The sequence below is a fragment of the Neobacillus sp. C211 genome, from assembly GCF_051842875.1.
In the GTDB taxonomy this organism is placed as follows: Bacteria; Bacillota; Bacilli; order Bacillales; family Cytobacillaceae; genus Neobacillus.
Genome location: NZ_JBPXRO010000044.1, coordinates 1 through 20,028, shown reverse-complemented (window position 1 = coordinate 20,028; position 20,028 = coordinate 1). Strand labels below are relative to the sequence as shown.

Here is a 20,028-nt window from a genome sequence, read left to right as displayed (position 1 = left end):
TTATTTTTCATTCGGTGTTTTATTTAACTTATCTTTATGTGTCTCTGGATTATAATTTTTGATATCTTTTCCTTCATACTTTGAAGGACATCTAGTTTTAACTGTCTCTGCCACAAATGTATTCTTTTTGGTCGGAGCCCCTTGGAGAATAGTAATGACACCTTCTGCAAAGTTATCTGGTTTGGTACCATTATGAATAACATGCATAACATTTCCGTCGTTATCTTTAACATCAAACTTCAACTCAATTTTGTCTGGATTCCATTTAATTGAATCTTCAATAAGTAATCCTTCTACAGTTACAAAATCATCTTTATGTTGATCTTGAGTTGCCAAGAGCTCTTTCATCGTTAACTCAACACCACTTGAACCAGGAGTTGCTGCCATCAGAAGGAATACAATAGCTCCTGCAATAATAAACCCACCAAGCATGATAATCGTATTTTTTTTCATTCTTCTCACCTCATTAGATTAATTTTTTCATTTCTTCTTCGTATATTTCTTGGTCTATCTTTCCAGTTAAAAGTTTTTTGCGCAGTTCCTTCTTTTCTTCAGAATTCGCTGTTTTGTTGTCTTTTTTAACCGTTGGAGACGGCTTCTTCGGTTGTTTTTTATTTTGACTGGCTGCCTTAGATGCTGATTGTTTATTTCCTTTTAAGCCAATAAAAACAAAGAGTCCGGCAATGATGGTTGCAATACCGATGATCGATGCACCACTCAGCCCGATAATTGGACGTTTTGATGAATTAGTGGTTCCCCCGTTTTTAACAACTTGGTCTGTTGCAGTTACACCACTATGGTTTTCATCATTTGGTGGCTGCTTTTTATTGATCGCCTCCATTGTTGATTCGGTACCATCTTTCTTATATGAGAAAGAGTATTTCAAGCCAGAATCTGCCTTTACATTTTTGTATTGATAGTAATAGAGCTCTTCTCCATATTCATTTTTCGAATTGTTTGCTGCTTTTGGCTCAATGTTTATTTCCTTTGCATCCATTGGAGCATAAAAGATAACATCTAACAGCTCGATATCAGCTTTATTTTTAAGTTCATATGTAAAGCTCTTGTTGTCCTTCACGTTAAATGACTTTGTATAGTACTCAATGACAAATTCGTAGGTTTCGTTAGTCTTAATTGCTTTAGCTGGTTTCCAAGTAATGATCCCATTTTCTTTATCGACATCATAGGGACGCTGTACTTCAGGCTTATTTTTTTCTGGGAATTCTGCTACCAAGAAGGCTTCAAAGCCTTTTTCCATTGCTGGAACGGGAATCTCAATCTTCCCATCGAAATCTTGACCACTTTTATTGGTAATTGTTCCGTACTGTCCCACTAGTAAAGATGGAATATCTCGCGACCAACCTTCGGGATAATCAAACTCTGGCATTACCTGAATCTGCATTTCCTTAAAAGGAAATTTTTCTGCCTGAAAGGCTGTTTCAGCACTAGCCTTCGGGATGATGAAATTCGTTAAAAATAATGCGATTACGAATAATGCCAACAACTTATTTTTAAGCATCTTAATCCTCCTTAACTTAAAAAACTTATCACTAGAAAGTACTATTTTTCACTATAGTCCTCTTTGAAATAAATATAATCTTTATCAATCCTTATTTGTTGATTCACTCTTGAACATTTTGTTAAAGGATAAAAATCGTTGTGGTTTCGACAAAAAACCACCACAAAATGTTCACAAATTAAAAATGGGCAAAAAAAACCTGTATCCTTTTGTAATGGATTCAGGTCTTTTATGCTGTATTCAGTTTATTTTTTCTCCAAAGATCGGATATAGGTAACAATATCGGTAATATCTTTTTTCTTGAGCTGGCGTGCGCCTTCAAGTCCCTTTAATGAAGGACTCATTCTAGTTTCTTCACGACCGTAGGCTGCATTAATCCATATTTGCTTATCAGTTGTATATTTCAGGTATTGGGGATTAGAGAGAGCGGTTCCCATTTTATACTTACCTGTCCCTGCTTCACCATGACAATTGAGACAATATAAATTATATTGTGCTTTTCCATTTTCAGGATTACCTGAAATCGTTTTTGGAACATCAAACTCGATTTCTTCTGTCTGCCAGTCTCTTATATAAGCAACAAGGTTTTTTAAATCCTTATCTGACATTCGAGGACCGTAAGCAGGCATGACTGTGCCTTCTCTTCCATATTTCACATAATTATACAAGTCTTTATCGGATACGGAGCTTAAAAAAATCTGGCTATTTAAAGCCGTCCCCGTTTTTGAGCCTTCTCCTTTTCCTGTTTCGCCGTGACAAAATATACAATTTTTGTTATATACCTTTTCACCAGCAGCAATTGCTTCTGATTTCTTGCTATCAAAAATGCGGCTATTACTTAAACAGACAATAATTCCAATAATAATCAAAATGTAAAATCCGATTAGTATTTTCTTCATGGGTTTCCCCTTACTTAGGTTCAGGTGTTGGGGTTGGCTCCCCAATATCTTCATATTTTCTTGTTAATAAATCATAAATTTTCGCTGGGCTTTTTCCGTCAAGATGCATTTCTACCGCCTCCCGGGCGATATTGACACATGTATCTCAGGCTATACCATGTGAATCCCATTCTTCAACTGCATTTTCTGGTCCCATTCCTTTGATAAAACAATCAAGGTTACTTTTATGACCGTCATTAACACAACCACAATAGCATGGAACCTGCGCAACTACCTCTGGATAAGTTGCTGCCATAACATACGTTTCTTGAATTTTTTCTGATGTATTTAGAACAAAATCAGGTAATGGCGAATGTTTTTTATCAAGTTTCCAACTTTGATCATTAAGTTTAGAACTGCAGCCAGCGGCTATAATTGCAAACAAAATCCCAAGGAACAAGAGAGATGTAATTCGTTTCATTTTCTGTAGCACCCCTTCCTTTTTATTTTTTTACTATTTCAGTTTAGCAAAAATAAAATAGTCAATAAGTAACTAATTCTTACTATTTAGTGAAGTTTTTAAGTATACCGTTAGGGGGATATAAGCAGTTTTCATTAAGAATTGTTAAAAAAAAGCCTTAATCCGACAACTTTCGGACTAAGGCTTTGAACTGATTATGCACGTGACACGTATGATCCATCAGTCGTATTGATAATTAACTTATCCCCTTGATTGATGAAGAAAGGAACCTGAACAGAAAGACCTGTTTCAAGGGTAGCTGACTTGGTACCGCCAGAAGACGTATCCCCCTTAATACCCGGTTCTGTTTCAGCAACCTCTAAAATTACATTGTTTGGTAATTCTACTCCAAGAGTTTCATAATTAAACATCATAATTTGTACTTCCATATTTTCTTTCAAAAACTTTAATTCATACTCAATGCTTGAAGCAGGAAGTTCTACCTGCTCGTAAGATTCCATATCCATAAATACATGATTATCACCGCTTGCATAAAGATATTGCATTTTACGGTTATCGATTTGAGCTTTCTCTACTTTCTCACCTGCACGGAATGTTTTTTCTTGAATTGCTCCATTACGAAGGTTACGAAGCTTGGAACGAACAAAGGCTGCTCCTTTACCTGGCTTTACGTGTTGGAAATCAAGGACACGCCATAGGCCGCCATCCACTTCAATTGTTAATCCTGTTTTAAAATCATTTACAGATATCATATTAAGATCCTCCTAAAAATCATTACAGTATAATTAGTTCTTTTGTAGAATGTGTGAGTGCTTCGTTATGGTCCTTTGTAATCAATGTATCATCTTCAATCCGAACGCCTCCGAGACCTGGGATATAGATACCCGGCTCACATGTTACTACCATTCCAGGTTCTAATTTTACATCAGACTTCATCGATAGACCAGGGCCTTCATGGATCTCAAGTCCGATACCGTGCCCTGTTGAATGACCAAAGTATTCACCATAACCTTTTTCTTTTATGTAGTCTCGTGTTATTGCATCTGCTTGCTTCCCTGTCAAACCTGGTTTGATTCCCGCCATTCCAAGTAATTGAGCTTCAAGTACAACTTCATAAATTTCTTTAAGCTGTGCGTCTGGCTCTCCAATCGCAATAGTCCGCGTAATATCAGAAACATATCCATTGTAGTAACAGCCGTAGTCCATTGTTACAATATCCCCTGCTTCAATTACCTTATCGCTAGCAACACCATGTGGAAGTGCTGAGCGATGACCAGAAGCAACGATTGTATCAAATGAAGAGGAAGTGGCACCAGCTCTCCTCATAAAGAACTCTAACTCATTAGATACTTCTAATTCAGTTTTTCCTGGACCAATGAAGTCTAAAATATGTTTAAATGCAGCATCAGCAATATCAGCTGCTACCTTTAATATCTTAATCTCTGCATCAGTCTTTATCAAGCGTAACTTTTCGATTACACCAGAAAACGGAACAAGTTCAGCGTCAACTTCTTTATCATATAATCTAAAGGAGGAGTAGCTTAGAAAATCCTCTTCAAATCCCAGCTTTTGAATTCCAAGGTTCTTCACTTGTTGTGCAACTTCTTCAGGAATCGTTCCGGTTATTTTTATAATCTCGAAACCTTGGCATTGTTTAGTCGCTTGTTCAATATAGCGGAAATCCGTAAGAAACAAAGTTTTTTCCGCACTAATTAAAACTACACCGGCAGAGCCAGTAAAGTTTGAAATATAGCGACGATTATATGGGCTAGTGATCAAAATTCCATCAATTCCAAGTGTTGAAAAATTAGATCTTAGTTTTTCTATTTTTTCCATTGCTCTCCACTCTCCTTTTCAAATCCATATGAGGACAAAAATATTTTATCACACCCTACTTCATCCGACTAATCGTAACTTAGGAGGACTCCTCGTTCACTTGCTCGTTAGTATTTTGATACTCATAATTTATGGAATATCCAATAAAGATTCCATATACGATATAAATACAAACGGATGTAATGATCGTATCTCTTTTTAGATCAAAAAATGGTTTAATACCTGGAAATAGTGGATTTAGAATAAAGAACACCACCAAAAACAATACAATTCCATAGCCAAGTCCAAACCAAAACCCTGTGAATTTCCTCAGCACTGCATAGTAAATAAATGCTGCTATCACGGAACATATTCCAATTAAAATAATGGAAATGACGGTCCCCAGCCATTCGTATTTCCAATGCCCTAGTGCCCATGGCTCTAGAATGACATTGGGACGAATTTCTGTAAAACTTAAGTAGGACGCAATACAGCCAATCAATCCCCAAAACAGACCTCCAAATAAACCCGTCCAAAATACCATTACCGAAAAGGACATGGGCTTAGGATAATTTCCTAGTTTCTTCTCAATCGCCATTGTAACAACCTCCGTTTACTTTCTGTTTATTCGGGAAGTGCCCTTTTTGCTGTTATATATACTTGATATGCTGTCCTATAATTGGGACAACGAAAGGCCATAATAAATTCCATTTCTTATTATGTCCTTTGGTATTCAATCCCTTACATATAAAAAAACTTTTTAATTGGAAATATTATGTCATTCCTAGAGGTTTTTTTGTTTTTCTAGTAGAATAGAATTAAGTACATACAGATTTTATCTTTCAGCTGTTGTGCAACTATAGATTAGGTTGGTGTAAAATATATGTCCAATTCTCAAAAACCCGTTTATGGCGGCCAAGCGGTTGTCGAAGGTGTTATGTTTGGCGGAAAACATCATTATGTTACCGCGGTACGCAGGAAGGATCAATCTGTTGAATATTTTCATTTGCCTCGTAAAGCAAATCCTTATTTTACAATCCTAAAGAAAATCCCATTTCTGCGAGGGATTATCGCAATTATTGAGTCGAGTGCAAATGGATCGAAACATTTAAACTTCTCGACGGAAAGATTTGATGTGGATCCAAAAGAAGATGAAATTATAAAAGAAAAAGAAGTCTCTAAATTGACCATGTACCTTGGTGTTGCTGCAATTGGTGTGATTTCATTTTTATTTGGTAAATTTGCTTTTACGCTGATCCCTGTGTTCCTTGCAGTTTTGACAAAACCAATTTTTCCATCGCATTTTGCTCAAGTGTTAGTGGAAGGTTTTTTTAAACTAATTTTATTAATTTCCTATATTTATTTTGTTTCACTTACTCCATTGATAAAAAGGGTGTTTCAATATCATGGTGCCGAACATAAAGTAATAAATACCTTTGAAGCTGGAGTTGAGTTAACCGTTGAAAATGTGCAGGCTCATTCCCGTCTGCATTACCGCTGTGGCAGTAGTTTCATCCTGTTTACAGTCTTTGTTGGTGTTTTTGTCTATATGCTGGTACCTTCAACTCCGCTTTGGTTACGGGTGGCCGACCGTCTCCTCTTAATTCCTGTGGTTTTGGGTATTGCTTTTGAAATCCTTCAATTAACTAATAAACTTAAAGATATTCCAGTTTTAAAGTATCTAGGTTATCCTGGTCTTTGGCTGCAACTAATAACAACGAAGGAACCACAAAATGATCAAGTCGAAGTGGCAATACTTTCTTTTAACGAATTATTAAGAAGAGAAAAGGAATCTGAGTACTTGGTTAAAAGCGAAGAAATTGTCTAAATTCTTGTTTTAGCGTGTTTAAAAGAATAAAAAAATGCTTAAGATGCTCTTAGGGAGGTGGCTTTCTTGAAAAATCGGACATTTGTTAATGTTGTTGTTGGGGGACTTATCATTCTTGCTTTACTTGGCCTTGTTGGTTCATTTACAGCTAATCCGGCCGGTTTCATTCAGAGAATAGTTGTCATCGCATTGATTGTTTTAGCCGTTTATTTCCTAGTACGGAAGTTTTCCAAATCAAACCCTCAGAAAAAAGAGCAGCGTGCATTTCTAAAAGCCGCCAAAAAATCAAAAAAACGATTACTGCAAAAGGGTGGAGACGGGGCTGTAAAAACCTCCTCTCTTGGGACTCTAGCATCATTAAAGAAGAGCAACAAGACAAAAAAGAAATCTCCTGCTCACTTAACTGTTATCGACGGTAAAAAGGGTAAAAAGAAAAATCGAGCGTCTCTATAGGCGCTCGATTTTCTTTTTACCCTAGTCTAATCCCTATTAATAACCCCATGTCTTCAAAAATTGTTTTGCTCTCTCTTTTCCTAGATCGAACAACTCATGTTTCTTTTCCTCTGTTAAATGAAATTCTGTTGATAACACACCCTCAGTCGGTATAAAGATAATGTTCTTTACATGTTTTTTAGAAATGTACCTAGAATCGTGTGCATCCTTCATCGTCTCAAATAGGGCTCCAAATAGTTGAATCGCATTTTTTATTTTATGTTTTTCAGTTTCATATTCACTTGGGCTTAATTTAATACCGAGGACAGGTCTTACCTTTTGTGCATTTTCCTTATCAAAAAGCCACATAGGAAAATTGCTTAGGACCCCGCCATCAACTAAAATGTTCATTCCATCCATTGTACGCATTTTAACAGGTTCAAAGAAATATGGGATACTGCAGCTGATTCTAATCGCTTTTGCGATTGGAAATGAACCAGGTGAAATGCCGTATCTTTGTAAGTCATCAGGTAAAACAATCATTTGCCCATTTGATAGGTCTGATGCAATTACTCGAAGTGCCTTCGGGGGCAAATCAGCGAATGTTCTTAACCCTTTGGCTTCAAGTTTCTTACAAATCCATTTTTCAAGTTCATTGCCTTTATAAAGTCCTAGCTTCCAATAGACAAACAGCCATTTTGCAAAAGGGAAAGGGATAATTGATTTGCGGGCATCCATTATTTTTGAGAGATCTAACTCGTCGACCAATTGGAAGATTTCTTTACTTGTGTAGCCAGCGGCAATTAATGCTGCAACGATCGATCCTGCACTCGTTCCCGCCACTCTGACAAATCGCAAACCTTTACTTTCTATTGCTTCGCAGGCTCCAATAAGTGCAAACCCTTTTATTCCTCCTCCAGAAAAAACGCCGTCTATATACATGGCAGCCACTCCCAAAGATGTACTCGTTTTTACATCTTTAAGCGGTAATTTTAATAAATAGTACCAAGGACAAGAAGAAATTTATAATAAATATGGTTCTGTTAACCTTGTCGGTTGATTTCCGCTCCAATCAACATAGTGGCAAAATCAACGATGGGCATTAACATAGCCAAAAATAAAAAAGAACATCGCCCTTGCTCGATGTTCTTGGTCACTAAACTATATTGAAACCGCCTAACTTTTCACTATAATCGTTTTGCTCCAATGTATCTTGGTTTCCAATAACTATTGCTTGTATAAGCGATTGAAACTCCTTTTGAAGATGCAGCCTGAATCATTTTTCCGCCACCAATGTAAATCGCAACGTGAGTAGGTCTGCTTGCCTTATTCGGTGCAAAGAACATCAAGTCTCCTGTTTGTAAAGAACTAACACGATATCCTTGCTTGTAGTACATATCAGCTGCCGTCCGTGGCAATACTTTTCCAGCCTTACCGTAAGAATACTTAACCAAACCAGAGCAGTCGAAACCTTTAGGTGTTAATCCACCCCATCTATATGGAACGCCAAGATTTGATTTTGCTACTGAGATTGCTTTTGTATGGTAATAGGCAGCTTCCGCTTTATCACCCATAGCGGTAAACAATGAACTTAGAATAATTGTCATAGCCATGGTTGCAATGATTTTTTTCAACATATTGTTTAATCCCCTTGTGTGCTTCGTTACTCATAATATACAAAAAAAGAGTAACATGGTCGTAACAGGTAGATTACAGTTATATTACAAATTCCGACTTCGTTCTACTTCAATTAGCAAAATATGCTATATATGATGCAGTATAATGTAACTTTCAGGGACGGATATTGACTTTGATAACACAAAAAAAGGGGGATTTTCTCCCCCTCTAAAAATACGTATTATAAACCACATTTTAATTGAGCGCCGCAGTTTGCACAGGTATTACAACCACCCATTTCTTTTACTTTTCCAGTCCGGCAGACTGGGCAAGTGTTACCGACTTCAGAGCCGATCGTTACACTTGTTGAGCGGAGTTCACTGATTGTATCAACAAGGACAACATGCTGCTTCGGTTTTTCATTAAAAATTGATAATTGTTCATTGGTGTTTTCTTCAGCTTTTAGTGTAAGTACCTGAGAATCACGGGAACCATCAACATAAACAGTTCCACCTTTTGCCCCGCCGCGGTACAAACGCTGATAAACTTTTTCGACCTGCTCTACACTATAACCTTTTGGTGCGTTGACGGTTTTACTGATAGAACTATCTATCCAGCGCTGGATGACACATTGAACATCCGCATGGGCTTCAGTTGAAAGCTCCATTGATGTAACAAACCAGTGCGGAAGATTGTTTTCATCTGCTTCTGGGTGCTGATCCAAGTATTCTTTCACAATATCCGCTTTTACTTCGATAAATTTACCGAGGCGTCCGCTACGGAAATAAGAGAATGAGAAATAAGGCTCAAGTCCGGTGGAAACTCCAACCATGGTTCCTGTGGATCCAGTAGGTGCCACAGTTAGTAAATGGGAATTTCTAATTCCGTTTTCTAAAATAGATTGGCGGACATCTTCAGGCATTTTTTTCATAAACCCTGTATTTATGAAGGCCTGTCTTAATCGATTGGTTTCTGATGTTGTTTCACCAGTTAAGAATGGGAAACTTCCCTTCTCTTTTGCCAATTCAATTGATGTTCTGTATGCAGTAGTTGCAATTATTTCAAATACTTGATCAACGAGTTCGTTTCCTTCTGGTGATCCATACTTCGTTTCACAATATATCAGCATGTCATGTAAGCCCATGACTCCAAGCCCTACACGTCGTTCACCAAGCGCCTGTTTTTTATTTTCTTCCAGGAAGTACGGGGTTGCGTTGATGACATTATCCTGCATCCGTACGCCCACAGCTACTGTTTTCTTAAGCTTTTCAAAATCAACAGTTTTTGTGTCCTTATCAGCCATCTCAGCGAGATTGACAGCTGCAAGATTACAGACGGAAAATGGTGCGAGAGGCTGCTCTCCACACGGATTTGTTGCAACAACTTGTTGTCCATATGCTTTTGCATTCGTCATGTCGTTTGCGTTATCGATAAAAAATATTCCCGGTTCAGCTGAGTAGGTCGCGCAAATATTGATTAGGTTCCAAAGTTCTTTTGCTTTGAACCTTTTGTACACTCGTACTTTATGCCCTTGTTTTTCCCACTCGCGAACGTCACCAACTTTATGCCATTCTTGGTTGTAAATCTCCATTTCCTCTTGATCATATTGTTCAACGTACGGGAAGCGGAGTTCATAGTCACTATCGGTTTCTACAGCATCCATAAATTCCTTTGTTAAACAGACAGAGATGTTCGCACCTGTAAGGAATTCTGAATTGTGGACAGTGTAATTACCGCCAGTTAATAATTTCTCTTCTGCATCTGCGATGATGTTTTCATCAAATCCACCGAACCCAGGAATGTTTTTATAATTTACAATTCCCTGGAACATTGCAGTTTCCCTTAAAGTAAGAGGGGTGAACTTTAGCTTGTCTTTAGCAAGTTTTTTAATCGTTTCATCATTTGTATTTTCAATCAAGAATCGTAAAATTCTAGGATTTTGCATCTTAGAAATAATAAATTCAATAATGTCTGGATGCCAGTCGGCCAACATGATCATCTGAGCTCCGCGTCTTGATCCGCCTTGCTCAACCAAATGAGTCAATTTCGCAATATCATCCAGCCATGAAACCGATCCAGATGATTTACCATTTACGCCTCTAGCCAGTGTATTTCTCGGTCTCAGCGTCGAGCCATTTGTTCCAACACCGCCGCCTCGGCTCATAATCTCCATTACCTGCTTACGATGATCAGAGATACCTTCACGAGAGTCAGGAACAAACGGCATTACATAGCAATTAAAGTATGTTACATCAGTATCTGCCCCAGCTCCGTAAAGAACGCGTCCTGCAGGAATGAAGTTCATGTTAACAAGTTCTTGATAAAACCTCTCAGTCCATTCTCTTCGCTTCTCTTCCGTCTTTTCAACAGAAGCAAGACCAGTAGCATTACGCTTCGCAATTTGCTCATAGAAGAGCTCTAAAGGCTTCTCAATTACATCTAAGGATCTGACTATCACACCCGTACTAGCTTCCTCAGGATCATCGAGTACTCCCCTGAATTCCTCATCGACTAAAACTTTCGCTTTTTTCTTTTCCCAGTCTATTTCCATAATGTAACCAAGACCACGAGCTGGAAATTTCGGATCTTCTTTAATAGTTAAAACAACAAAGTCGCCGTTTGTAAGAGTAATTTTTGCAGTATCTTTAAAGGTATAGCGGTCCAACATGACCAAACGAGAAACACCCTTGTGAGTTATTTTCATATCTGGGGTAACTGGATGCACCTGGGGGAATAATTGAATATCCTCATTCAACCTTTCAAAATCAATATTCATTGTTTGTCTAAAAACTACAGACATTAGAACAACTCCTTCTTAAATAAAAATCCACCTATTGTCCTAAATCTAGCAGGTTTACGCTATATCTAGTTGGTTTGTATTTTTAGGTTATCATAGCCCACCTGAATAAATCAACTAAATATCAATATATAGTACCGAAAATATTTTCGACACCACTATATATTGTATGTCGAGCAAACTATAATTATTTTGTCAAACTTAAAAAATAATAGAATTAAAAGTAATCAATAGCTTTTAATAGATTTTCGTCAGAAAACAGGAAAATTCAACAAATTTCGCAGTTTGCTTCTTTACATTAATCGTTATGGCAACAAAAAAAGACGGCGAATTCGCCGTATCTAATTATCTTTTATAATTCCATTCATCACTTTCATATCGATCTTTTGCAATCTTTTCAACATAAGCTAGTTCTTCCTCGGTTAATTGATAAGTTTCAAGCTCAATATTTAGACCCTCAGCAAAGCCTTTATAAAAAGCTTCCTTTGCTTCCTCAAGTGAAATCCTTCTTGGACTAATGTTGTTGATAGCAACCGCTTTATCCTTAAATGCTTTTCTCATACGTTCCTTAACTCTCTCACTTGGATATTTAAATAAACTAAATAGCTTATCTTCATCTAAATCTAACAGAATGGAGCCGTGCTGTAGAATTACACCCTTTTGTCTCGTTTGTGCACTGCCGGCAACCTTCCTGCCTTCCACCACAAGCTCATACCAGCTTGGAGCATCAAAGCATACTGCAGAGCGAGGGTTTTTCAATGCATCCCGTTCTTCTGCTGTTTTTGGGACAGCAAAATATGCCTCAAGTCCTAAATGGTGAAAACCTTTTAAAATTCCTTCAGAAATTACTCGGTATGCCTCTGTAACAGAATTAGGCATTTCTGGATGTTCTTCAGAAACGATGACACTATAGGTAAGTTCATGCTCGTGCAGAACGCCACGTCCTCCTGTAGGTCTTCTTACGAAACCTAATTGGTGAGCCTTAACTGCTTCCATATCAATTTCTTTCTCTACCTTTTGAAAATATCCTACTGATAGCGTTGCCGGATCCCAGCCATAGAAACGAATCACTGGAGGAAATTTCCCTTCACTATGCCAATCAAGTAACGCTTCATCTAAAGCCATATTAAAAGATGGTGAACTATTTCCAGTATCAATAAAACGCCAAACTTCTTTTTTCATTCTAAAACCTCATTTTTTTATAATTATATCGTAATTAAGTCTACCAAAATCTGATATAGATTCAAAATAAGATGTTTCTGCTATAATTATTTAGGCAATATCAAAAGATTTTTTTGCATTCATCTTTATCTTTATCGGATTGACTTATATAATAAATACTAGTGCAGGAAAGCTTGAAAGGGGCAAAAAGAAATTGAGTTCACTTTATCCATTATTAATCATCATTGTAGCAGTTATCATTTATTCCGTTTTTACATTTTTCTATCAGAAAAGAATTGTTAAAACGGTAACAGAAGAAGATTTCCGTGCGGGGTACAGAAAGGCACAACTAATAGATGTTCGTGAAGCAAACGAATTCGAAGGCGGCCATATTTTAGGAGCACGTAATATCCCAATGTCGCAAATGAAAATGCGTATGAAAGAAATCCGTTCTGATATGCCAGTATATTTGTATTGCCAGAGTGGAATGCGCAGTGCACGTGCAGCCCAATTCTTACACCGAAAAGGCTATCGAGACCTTACTCAGCTACAAGGCGGGTTCAAAAAATGGTCAGGTAAAGTAAAAACTAAGAAATAAGATATCATTAAAGGTTCCGGATTCGGAGCCTTTTTAAATTTCAAAAACTGCTACACAAGATAAAAGGTCAGATTATTTTTCGAATCTGACCTTTCCTTTTATTAAGCTTCTTGGTATTTCAAAATTGGTTTACGGGCTGCTTTTGTTTCGTCCATCCGGCCGACCACTGTTGTATGTGGTGCTTCTTGAACGATTTCTGGATTTTCTTCCACTTCTTTAGCAATTTGGATCATAATATCGATGAACGAATCCAGTGTCTCTTTTGATTCGGTCTCTGTCGGTTCGATCATAATACACTCTTCCACATTTAATGGGAAGTAAATGGTTGGTGGGTGGTAGCCAAAATCAAGCAGACGTTTCGCAATATCCAATGTACGAACGCCTAATTTTTTCTGACGTCTTCCACTGAGTACAAATTCATGCTTACAATGTCTATCAAATGGTAGATCATAATATTCAGCAAGCCTTCTCATCATGTAGTTCGCATTTAATACAGCGTACTCTGTTACCGCTTTTAAGCCATCTGGTCCCATCGAGCGAATGTATGTGTAAGCACGAACATTGATACCGAAGTTTCCGTAATATGGCTTCACACGGCCAATTGATTGCGGGCGGTCATAATCAAGGACATATTCTTCGCCTTGCTTTGTGATAATCGGTTTCGGTAAGAACGGGATAAGGTCTGCCTTCACCCCGACAGGACCGGAACCAGGGCCACCGCCGCCATGTGGGCCAGTGAATGTTTTATGAAGATTTAAGTGAACAACATCAAATCCCATATCTCCAGGTCTTGCTTTTGAAAGAACTGCATTTAAGTTTGCTCCATCATAATAAAGCTTACCACCGGCTTCATGGACAATTTCAGCCAATTCAAGAATGTTTTCTTCAAATAGTCCAAGCGTATTCGGGTTGGTTAACATTAATGCAGCAGTATCTTCACCAACAACCCTTCTTAAATCTTCAAGGTCGACAAGACCATGTTCATTTGATTTAACGGTAATTGTTTCTAGACCAGCAATCGTAGCGGAAGCTGGGTTCGTACCATGAGCAGAATCAGGGACGATTACTTTTGTACGGTTCATATCACCGTTAGCCTCATGATAAGCACGGATCATCATTAAACCTGTCCATTCCCCATGAGCCCCTGCCGCAGGTTGCAAGGTCACTTCATCCATACCTGTTATTTCGATTAAATGCTCCTGCAAATCGTATAAAAGTTCAAGAGCACCTTGAACAGAGCTTTCATCTTGCAGCGGATGTACATGTGCAAATCCGTTAAAACGCGCTACATTTTCGTTGATTTTCGGATTATATTTCATCGTACACGAGCCTAGTGGATAGAATCCTGAATCGACGCCATGATTTCTCCTCGAAAGGGCAGTGTAGTGGCGCATAATATCAAGCTCCGAAACTTCAGGAAGTTCAGGCTCTTCTGTACGAAGGTAACCATCAGGAAGGAGACCGCTGAGATCTAGTTCCGGTACATCCATTTCCGGCAGGCTGTAGCCGATGCGTCCTGGTGTGCTAAGTTCAAAAATGAGTGCCTGGTCTTGATTATGCATGGAAATCCCCCAATTCTTTCACTAGAGTATCAATTTCTTCCTTCGATCTTTGTTCTGTTACAGCAATCAGCATATGGTTAGCCAGTTCTGAATAATCACGCCCTAGATCATAGCCCCCGATTATTCCTTTTTGTAAAAGGTTTTGATTGATTTCTTTTACAGGCTTAGTTAATTTCACAACGAATTCATTGAAGGAATGGCCATCATAACCAACTTCAAAGCCAGCTTCCTTGAAAGCATTTTTCGCATAATGAGCTTTTTGCAAGTTGGCCGCAGCCATTTCCCTGACACCCTTTTTACCAAGTGCGGTCATCGCTACAGATGCAGCGAGGGCATTTAATGCCTGATTGGAGCAAATATTTGATGTAGCCTTATCACGTCGGATATGCTGTTCACGTGCTTGCAGTGTTAAGACAAAACCACGGCGCCCTTGGTCATCCGTTGTCTGTCCAACAAGACGGCCTGGAACTTTCCGCATTAACTTAGTAGTGACAGCAAAATATCCGCAGTGCGGTCCGCCAAAGGCAGTTGGGATCCCAAACGGCTGCGCATCACCAATAACGATGTCGGCACCAAATTTACCTGGAGGTGTTAATACCCCAAGGGACAGTGGGTTACTTGAAACAACAAACATGGACTTATTTGCATGAATGATTTCCTCAAGCTCTTTTAACGGCTCGACTCGCCCAAAGAAGTTTGGATATTGGACGATAACGGCTGCAACATCTTCATTAACAAGTCCTTTTAATGCGTCTAGATCTGTTACACCATCTTTGACTGGTACTTCAATCACATTAAGGTACTGACCCTTTGCATAAGTTTTAAGAACATCACGTGATTCTGGATGTACAGCACTGGATACAACTATTGTTTTTCGTTTGGTATGGCCTGCACTAAGCATCGCTGCTTCAGCAAGTGCAGTTCCGCCATCATACATTGATGAGTTGGCAACATCCATTCCAGTTAACTCACAAATCATTGTTTGGAATTCAAAGATAGCTTGAAGTTCACCTTGTGAAATTTCTGGCTGATAAGGTGTATAAGCTGTGTAAAATTCTGATCTAGAAATAACATGGTCGACAATTACAGGCATGTAATGGTCATAAACACCTGCACCTATAAAAGATACGTTTCTTTTCAGGTCAGCGTTCCGACTAGCCATCTTAAAAAGTTCTTTCATTAAGTCCGTTTCAGACTTTGCCGCTTTTATATTGTACTCACCCTTAAATCTTACTTTCTCAGGGATATCGCTAAACAGTTCATCAATAGAGGAAACACCAATTGCCTCAAGCATAGTCTTCTTATCTTGTTCAGTCATAGGTAAATAGCGATGTTTCATAAACCTAACTCCCTTCTCTTATTTCTTTTCTTTTTTATAAAAAGGTGTTGGAACTACAGTAGCTTTTAAACGTTTGCCGCGAATTTCAACCTCAACTTCGGATTCAAGACCCGCAAATTCTGCATTGATTAGGGCAAGACCAATATTTCTCTTTAACGTGGGTGATTGCGTTCCAGTTGTAACCTCACCAATTAACTGATCACCTTTATAAACAGGGTAGCCATGACGTGGAATCCCACGATCAATCATTTCAATTCCAACCAATTTTCTTGTTAAGCCCTTTTCTTTTTGTTGGATCAACGCTTGTTTCCCGATAAAGTCATCTTCTTTGTTTAATTTCACAGCGAAGCCAATTCCAGCTTCAAGTGGTGAAATTTCTGGAGATAGTTCTTGACCATAAAGCGCTAAAACTGCTTCAAAGCGAAGTGTGTCGCGTGAACCTAATCCACAGGGGATTACTCCATCTTCTTTACCTGCAGTTAAAATGTCTCTCCAAAGGTCAACAACATCTTCTGCATCGCAATATACTTCAAAGCCATCTTCACCAGTATAACCAGTTCTTGATACAAGTGCCTTTTTCCCATTTAGGATTACATCTTGTTGGAATTTGAAAAAGCCAATTTGGCTTAAATCATTATCTCCCGCAAGCTTTTGCAATACTTTTTCCGCAAGTGGTCCCTGAATAGCCAGCTGTGCTGTTTTTTCCGATAAATTTTCTAAAGAGACATCACCAGATAAATGGTCTTCAAGCCATTTGTAATCTTTTTCAATATTTGATGCGTTTACTACTAAAAGGTAATGATTGTCTTCAATCTTATATACAAGCAGGTCATCAACAGTACCGCCATTTTCATAACACATGGCGGTGTACTGGGCACCTCCATTCTTTACTTTTGAAATGTCATTAGTCATCATTTTTTGTAAAAATGCTAAGCTATTAGTGCCTTTTACTTCTACTTCACCCATATGGGAAACATCAAATAATCCTGCACTAGAGCGAACAGCTTCATGCTCTTCTTTAATGCTAGAGAATTGGACCGGCAGTGCCCAGCCTCCAAAATCAATAGTTTTTCCACCCCATTCTTTATACACATCAAAAAGTGGAGTTCGTTTTAATTCAGACATCTTAATCCCCCTTCAATCTTTGGCGCAAAATTATTCATTAGATAATATAAAAAAGGACAGAGACCTCCTATGAAACGTAAGAAGGTCTCTGTCCTTGCACCTGAAAGTTTACCTAAAAAGGCTTTCCCCTTTGGTGGCTGCTTAAAGCTAGCAGCGCTCTCCAGAGCTGCGTCCTACAAGAGTTCTTTTGCCTGAGAGATTCACATTTCTGCTTGCTCCTTCGGCGCTACATAAGTAGTCTCTCCCCTTGTTATCATTCGCATTATAATATTATCTAAACTGGTCATACTAATTATACTTATAAAATAAATTACCTTATTAAAATATTTAAAACATTCAAAGCTATTATCATCCTACCATTAAAATAATACATTGAGCAATAACTTTATTAGAAAAGCAAAGAGCTGGAAATTGAACAAAAAGGAGTTGGAACCATGTCGATCGAAATTGAATTTGATTCCTCCTGGAAGGATGATTTTTTACATAGAATTGAAAACGATGGTCCATGGGGGAATTGGGAACTTTTTAAACTAGCAATTGGAGTTGAAAAACATCTCGTCATTCCAGATTTCATGGGTTTATTAGCACCTAGCCATTTACCCAATCTAACCCCACTTCCTCACCAGCTTGAAACAGCAAAACAAGTAATTGAAAACATGAATGGGAAAGCCATCCTTGCCGATGAAGTAGGACTCGGAAAAACGATTGAGGCCGGGCTCATTCTAAAAGAATATATGATTCGTGGATTGGTGAAAAAGGTATTGATTCTTGTCCCTGCATCACTAGTTACTCAATGGTCGATGGAGTTGAATAGCAAATTTTTCATTCCAGCCATTTCACAAAGGAAAAGCTATGTATGGGAACAGTGTGATGTTGTCGTTTCGTCAATTGATACGGCCAAACGAAATCCTCATCGAGACATCATTTTCAAGCAGGACTATGACCTTATTATCATTGATGAAGCCCATAAACTTAAAAATAACAAAACAAAAAATTACGAATTTGTCCAAAATCTGAAAAAGAAATTTTGTTTACTATTGACGGCAACGCCCATTCAAAACCGTATCGAGGAAATTTTTAATCTGGTTTCATTATTAAAACCAGGACATTTAGGCAGCGAAACGACATTCTTTGAAAAATACAAACGAGATGCACGTTCATTAAATGATGATGAGCATTTAAAAGAATTAGTAAACAAGGTTATGATTCGGAACCGGCGGGCAGATACAGGCATTGAGTGGACGAAAAGGCATGTGGAAACCATTCCGATTGAATGCACTCAAGAGGAGAAAGATCTTTATGAGTCAATTACGGAATTAAAGAATGAGGGGAATTGGGCACAGGCAAGTTCATTCTCTGTAATGACATTACAGCGTGAGGCATGCAGCAGTAGAGAAGCAGTTTTTTATACATTAAAAAATATGCTGCAAAAAAAGGAAAATCCAACCCCAGCTTTCGAAGAACAAATTCAGTATTTAATAACAAAAGTCGAAGCTGTCCAGAAGAATTCAAAAGCAGAAAAAGCGCTAGAATTAATTCAAAAAGTAAATGATAAAGTAATTATTTTTACAGAATACCGAGCAACACAAATGTACCTCCAATGGTATTTAAAACAACATGGAATTTCATCTGTCCCTTTTCGGGGCGGCTTCAAGCGTGGAAAAAAGGACTGGATGAGAGAATTATTCCAAAAGCACGCTCAAGTCCTTATTGCAACTGAAGCAGGCGGTGAAGGAATTAACCTTCAATTTTGTAATCATATAATTAACTTTGATTTGCCATGGAATCCAATGAGGCTCGAACAACGAATTGGTCGTATCCATCGTCTGGGCCAGGAAAAGGATGTCATGATTTATAATTTTGCGATAAAAAATACTGTCGAAGAACATATTTTGAAGCTTCTTTATGAGAAAATACATTTATTTGAAAAAGTAATTGGTGAACTTGACGATATATTAACAAAGTTGGAATTTGGAAATATAGAAGACCATTTAATCGATATTTTTGGACAATCCTCCTCCGAAGGCGAAATGCGAATTAAAATGGAAAATTTATCATCAATGATTGAATTTGCTCAGGACATGAAGAAGGGAGATTCCCATGCAGCAGCAGGAAATTCATAACTTTTTATTGAACTATTTTCAGGCTAATGATTGTGCAATTGTGGCGAATAGCCCAGGCTATTTAACTGTTCAGTTAACAGTTGAACTTGATAAGGAATTAATGAATCGGCCTTTTTACTGGCACTATTTAGAAAAGACGGGCGGAATTCCAAACCCGATGAAGTTAACATTTATTACGAACCAAGATGCCGCTCCTGAAAATATAAAGGGGGAAATCATTCATTTTGGTTCACCTCGGCTTCATCAAATTTTTACTTCGACGAAAAATTTAGCCAGCTATATCCGACTTTATGAAAATCATCGGAATCAAAACAAGCAAACTCCTTTATTACCATGGCTTTGTATGAATGTTAAAATCTCCTATCAATGTGACCGTAAGCGGGATATTTTCAAATCAATCGGCTTACAACTCATTAACGGAAAAATGGTTGAAGATTTCCATGACAGGCTGCTTGAAATATCGTTAACACCAAAAATACCTGATTACTCCTTTACTTTGTCCCCTTTAGTGAAACCTCAAAGCGGGATGATGAGAGTTGAAACCTATCTTACATCCATCATTGAGAAGGATGACCACTCATGGGCAATAGATGCGCGAGAACGTTGGGATAAAGATTTACGTCTCTTGAATCATTTTTACGAAGATGTTGAAGATGAAAATGAAAACTTTGAAACCGAAAAAATGGCTCTAAAGGAACAGTACGAACCAAAAATCTCAATATCCTTCATCAATGGCGGCCTCTTTTATCTCAC

Annotated in this window: 19 protein-coding genes and 2 riboswitches; of the genes, 5 read left to right on the top strand and 14 right to left on the bottom strand. The window is 38.0% G+C overall.

Annotation, left to right across the window (positions count from 1 at the left end):
* From ACSU6B_RS26575 to ACSU6B_RS26545, 7 genes are all read right to left on the bottom strand, one after another.
* Positions 1 to 453, bottom strand: a complete 453-nt coding sequence (locus ACSU6B_RS26575) for a cytochrome c maturation protein CcmE (RefSeq protein ID WP_088088940.1) — start codon at positions 451 to 453, stop codon at positions 1 to 3.
* A gap of 13 nt (positions 454 to 466) precedes the next feature.
* The gene (locus ACSU6B_RS26570) at positions 467 to 1,519 is read right to left on the bottom strand and encodes a hypothetical protein (RefSeq protein ID WP_410889409.1); all 1,053 of its coding nucleotides are present in this window, start codon (positions 1,517 to 1,519) and stop codon (positions 467 to 469) included.
* Between the two features lie 245 nt (positions 1,520 to 1,764).
* Positions 1,765 to 2,418, bottom strand: coding sequence for a c-type cytochrome (locus ACSU6B_RS26565; protein WP_410889407.1), 654 nt, complete (start codon positions 2,416 to 2,418; stop codon positions 1,765 to 1,767).
* A 10-nt stretch (positions 2,419 to 2,428) separates the two neighbouring features.
* Positions 2,429 to 2,878 carry a PCYCGC motif-containing (lipo)protein gene (locus ACSU6B_RS26560; protein ID WP_410889405.1) on the bottom strand — a complete coding sequence of 150 codons (450 nt, stop codon included), beginning with the start codon at positions 2,876 to 2,878 and terminating at the stop codon, positions 2,429 to 2,431.
* Between the two features lie 194 nt (positions 2,879 to 3,072).
* A complete protein-coding gene (gene efp / locus ACSU6B_RS26555; protein WP_088088945.1) occupies positions 3,073 to 3,630 on the bottom strand; it encodes an elongation factor P in 558 nt (185 codons plus the stop codon).
* Positions 3,631 to 3,652: 22 nt separating this feature from the next.
* Positions 3,653 to 4,714 carry a M24 family metallopeptidase gene (locus ACSU6B_RS26550; RefSeq protein WP_410889403.1) on the bottom strand — a complete coding sequence of 354 codons (1,062 nt, stop codon included), beginning with the start codon at positions 4,712 to 4,714 and terminating at the stop codon, positions 3,653 to 3,655.
* A gap of 79 nt (positions 4,715 to 4,793) precedes the next feature.
* Entirely contained in the window at positions 4,794 to 5,291 is a 498-nt protein-coding gene (locus ACSU6B_RS26545; protein ID WP_214998531.1) for a YqhR family membrane protein, read from the bottom strand.
* A 285-nt stretch (positions 5,292 to 5,576) separates the two neighbouring features.
* On the opposite strand from ACSU6B_RS26545, the gene ACSU6B_RS26540 reads away from it, so the two are divergent.
* Complete coding sequence (locus tag ACSU6B_RS26540; RefSeq protein ID WP_410889401.1) at positions 5,577 to 6,521, top strand: DUF1385 domain-containing protein; 945 nt, start codon at positions 5,577 to 5,579, stop codon at positions 6,519 to 6,521.
* 57 nt (positions 6,522 to 6,578) lie between these two features.
* The gene (locus tag ACSU6B_RS26535; protein ID WP_410889399.1) at positions 6,579 to 6,974 is read left to right on the top strand and encodes an SA1362 family protein; all 396 of its coding nucleotides are present in this window, start codon (positions 6,579 to 6,581) and stop codon (positions 6,972 to 6,974) included.
* A gap of 36 nt (positions 6,975 to 7,010) precedes the next feature.
* On the opposite strand, the gene ACSU6B_RS26530 is transcribed toward ACSU6B_RS26535, so the two are convergent.
* The 4 genes from ACSU6B_RS26530 to ACSU6B_RS26515 all read right to left on the bottom strand — a co-directional run bounded on the left by ACSU6B_RS26530 (position 7,011) and on the right by ACSU6B_RS26515 (position 12,549).
* Positions 7,011 to 7,895 carry a patatin-like phospholipase family protein gene (locus ACSU6B_RS26530; RefSeq protein WP_410889397.1) on the bottom strand — a complete coding sequence of 295 codons (885 nt, stop codon included), beginning with the start codon at positions 7,893 to 7,895 and terminating at the stop codon, positions 7,011 to 7,013.
* 245 nt (positions 7,896 to 8,140) lie between these two features.
* The gene (locus tag ACSU6B_RS26525; protein WP_410889395.1) at positions 8,141 to 8,590 is read right to left on the bottom strand and encodes a C40 family peptidase; all 450 of its coding nucleotides are present in this window, start codon (positions 8,588 to 8,590) and stop codon (positions 8,141 to 8,143) included.
* A 221-nt stretch (positions 8,591 to 8,811) separates the two neighbouring features.
* Complete coding sequence (locus ACSU6B_RS26520) at positions 8,812 to 11,370, bottom strand: vitamin B12-dependent ribonucleotide reductase (RefSeq protein ID WP_410889393.1); 2,559 nt, start codon at positions 11,368 to 11,370, stop codon at positions 8,812 to 8,814.
* A 342-nt stretch (positions 11,371 to 11,712) separates the two neighbouring features.
* Entirely contained in the window at positions 11,713 to 12,549 is an 837-nt protein-coding gene (locus ACSU6B_RS26515; protein ID WP_214998524.1) for a lipoate--protein ligase family protein, read from the bottom strand.
* Between the two features lie 193 nt (positions 12,550 to 12,742).
* Between ACSU6B_RS26515 and ACSU6B_RS26510 the strand changes: the two genes are divergently transcribed.
* Positions 12,743 to 13,126, top strand: a complete 384-nt coding sequence (locus ACSU6B_RS26510) for a rhodanese-like domain-containing protein (RefSeq protein ID WP_214998523.1) — start codon at positions 12,743 to 12,745, stop codon at positions 13,124 to 13,126.
* Between the two features lie 101 nt (positions 13,127 to 13,227).
* Here ACSU6B_RS26510 and gcvPB read toward each other — a convergent pair whose 3' ends face one another.
* Genes gcvPB through gcvT form a run of 3 tightly spaced genes read right to left on the bottom strand, consistent with a single transcriptional unit; the run spans position 13,228 to position 17,152 of the window.
* Positions 13,228 to 14,688: an aminomethyl-transferring glycine dehydrogenase subunit GcvPB gene (gcvPB, locus tag ACSU6B_RS26505; protein ID WP_214998522.1), complete on the bottom strand. Its 1,461-nt coding sequence runs from the start codon at positions 14,686 to 14,688 to the stop codon at positions 13,228 to 13,230.
* Entirely contained in the window at positions 14,681 to 16,027 is a 1,347-nt protein-coding gene (gene gcvPA / locus ACSU6B_RS26500) for an aminomethyl-transferring glycine dehydrogenase subunit GcvPA (RefSeq protein ID WP_214998521.1), read from the bottom strand. Before gcvPA ends, gcvPB begins: the two co-directional genes overlap by 8 nt.
* 18 nt (positions 16,028 to 16,045) lie before the next feature.
* Positions 16,046 to 17,152 (bottom strand): glycine cleavage system aminomethyltransferase GcvT, encoded by a 1,107-nt coding sequence (gene gcvT, locus ACSU6B_RS26495; RefSeq protein ID WP_214998520.1) that lies wholly within the window; start codon positions 17,150 to 17,152, stop codon positions 16,046 to 16,048.
* 86 nt (positions 17,153 to 17,238) lie between these two features.
* A riboswitch (glycine riboswitch) is annotated at positions 17,239 to 17,318 on the bottom strand.
* A 3-nt stretch (positions 17,319 to 17,321) separates the two neighbouring features.
* A riboswitch (glycine riboswitch) is annotated at positions 17,322 to 17,409 on the bottom strand.
* 177 nt (positions 17,410 to 17,586) lie between these two features.
* On the opposite strand from gcvT, the gene ACSU6B_RS26490 reads away from it, so the two are divergent.
* Positions 17,587 to 19,275, top strand: a complete 1,689-nt coding sequence (locus ACSU6B_RS26490; protein ID WP_214998519.1) for a DEAD/DEAH box helicase — start codon at positions 17,587 to 17,589, stop codon at positions 19,273 to 19,275.
* Positions 19,253 to 20,028 (top strand): YqhG family protein (locus ACSU6B_RS26485; protein ID WP_410889391.1); only part of this gene is annotated, 776 nt, incomplete at its 3' end. The genes ACSU6B_RS26490 and ACSU6B_RS26485, both read left to right, overlap by 23 nt.

Excerpts from the sequence above, each read along its gene's own strand:
- ACSU6B_RS26540 (WP_410889401.1), top strand. The coding sequence starts at position 5,577 with ATGTCCAATTCTCAAAAACCCGTTTATGGCGGCCAAGCGGTTGTCGAA.
- ACSU6B_RS26545 (WP_214998531.1), bottom strand. The coding sequence starts at position 5,291 with ATGGCGATTGAGAAGAAACTAGGAAATTATCCTAAGCCCATGTCCTTT.
- efp (WP_088088945.1), bottom strand. The coding sequence starts at position 3,630 with ATGATATCTGTAAATGATTTTAAAACAGGATTAACAATTGAAGTGGAT.
- gcvT (WP_214998520.1), bottom strand. The coding sequence starts at position 17,152 with ATGTCTGAATTAAAACGAACTCCACTTTTTGATGTGTATAAAGAATGG.
- ACSU6B_RS26570 (WP_410889409.1), bottom strand. The coding sequence starts at position 1,519 with ATGCTTAAAAATAAGTTGTTGGCATTATTCGTAATCGCATTATTTTTA.
- ACSU6B_RS26565 (WP_410889407.1), bottom strand. The coding sequence starts at position 2,418 with ATGAAGAAAATACTAATCGGATTTTACATTTTGATTATTATTGGAATT.
- ACSU6B_RS26550 (WP_410889403.1), bottom strand. The coding sequence starts at position 4,714 with ATGGAAAAAATAGAAAAACTAAGATCTAATTTTTCAACACTTGGAATT.
- ACSU6B_RS26515 (WP_214998524.1), bottom strand. The coding sequence starts at position 12,549 with ATGAAAAAAGAAGTTTGGCGTTTTATTGATACTGGAAATAGTTCACCA.
- gcvPA (WP_214998521.1), bottom strand. The coding sequence starts at position 16,027 with ATGAAACATCGCTATTTACCTATGACTGAACAAGATAAGAAGACTATG.
- ACSU6B_RS26520 (WP_410889393.1), bottom strand. The coding sequence starts at position 11,370 with ATGTCTGTAGTTTTTAGACAAACAATGAATATTGATTTTGAAAGGTTG.
- gcvPB (WP_214998522.1), bottom strand. The coding sequence starts at position 14,688 with ATGCATAATCAAGACCAGGCACTCATTTTTGAACTTAGCACACCAGGA.
- ACSU6B_RS26525 (WP_410889395.1), bottom strand. The coding sequence starts at position 8,590 with ATGTTGAAAAAAATCATTGCAACCATGGCTATGACAATTATTCTAAGT.
- ACSU6B_RS26575 (WP_088088940.1), bottom strand. The coding sequence starts at position 453 with ATGAAAAAAAATACGATTATCATGCTTGGTGGGTTTATTATTGCAGGA.
- ACSU6B_RS26530 (WP_410889397.1), bottom strand. The coding sequence starts at position 7,895 with ATGTATATAGACGGCGTTTTTTCTGGAGGAGGAATAAAAGGGTTTGCA.
- ACSU6B_RS26490 (WP_214998519.1), top strand. The coding sequence starts at position 17,587 with ATGTCGATCGAAATTGAATTTGATTCCTCCTGGAAGGATGATTTTTTA.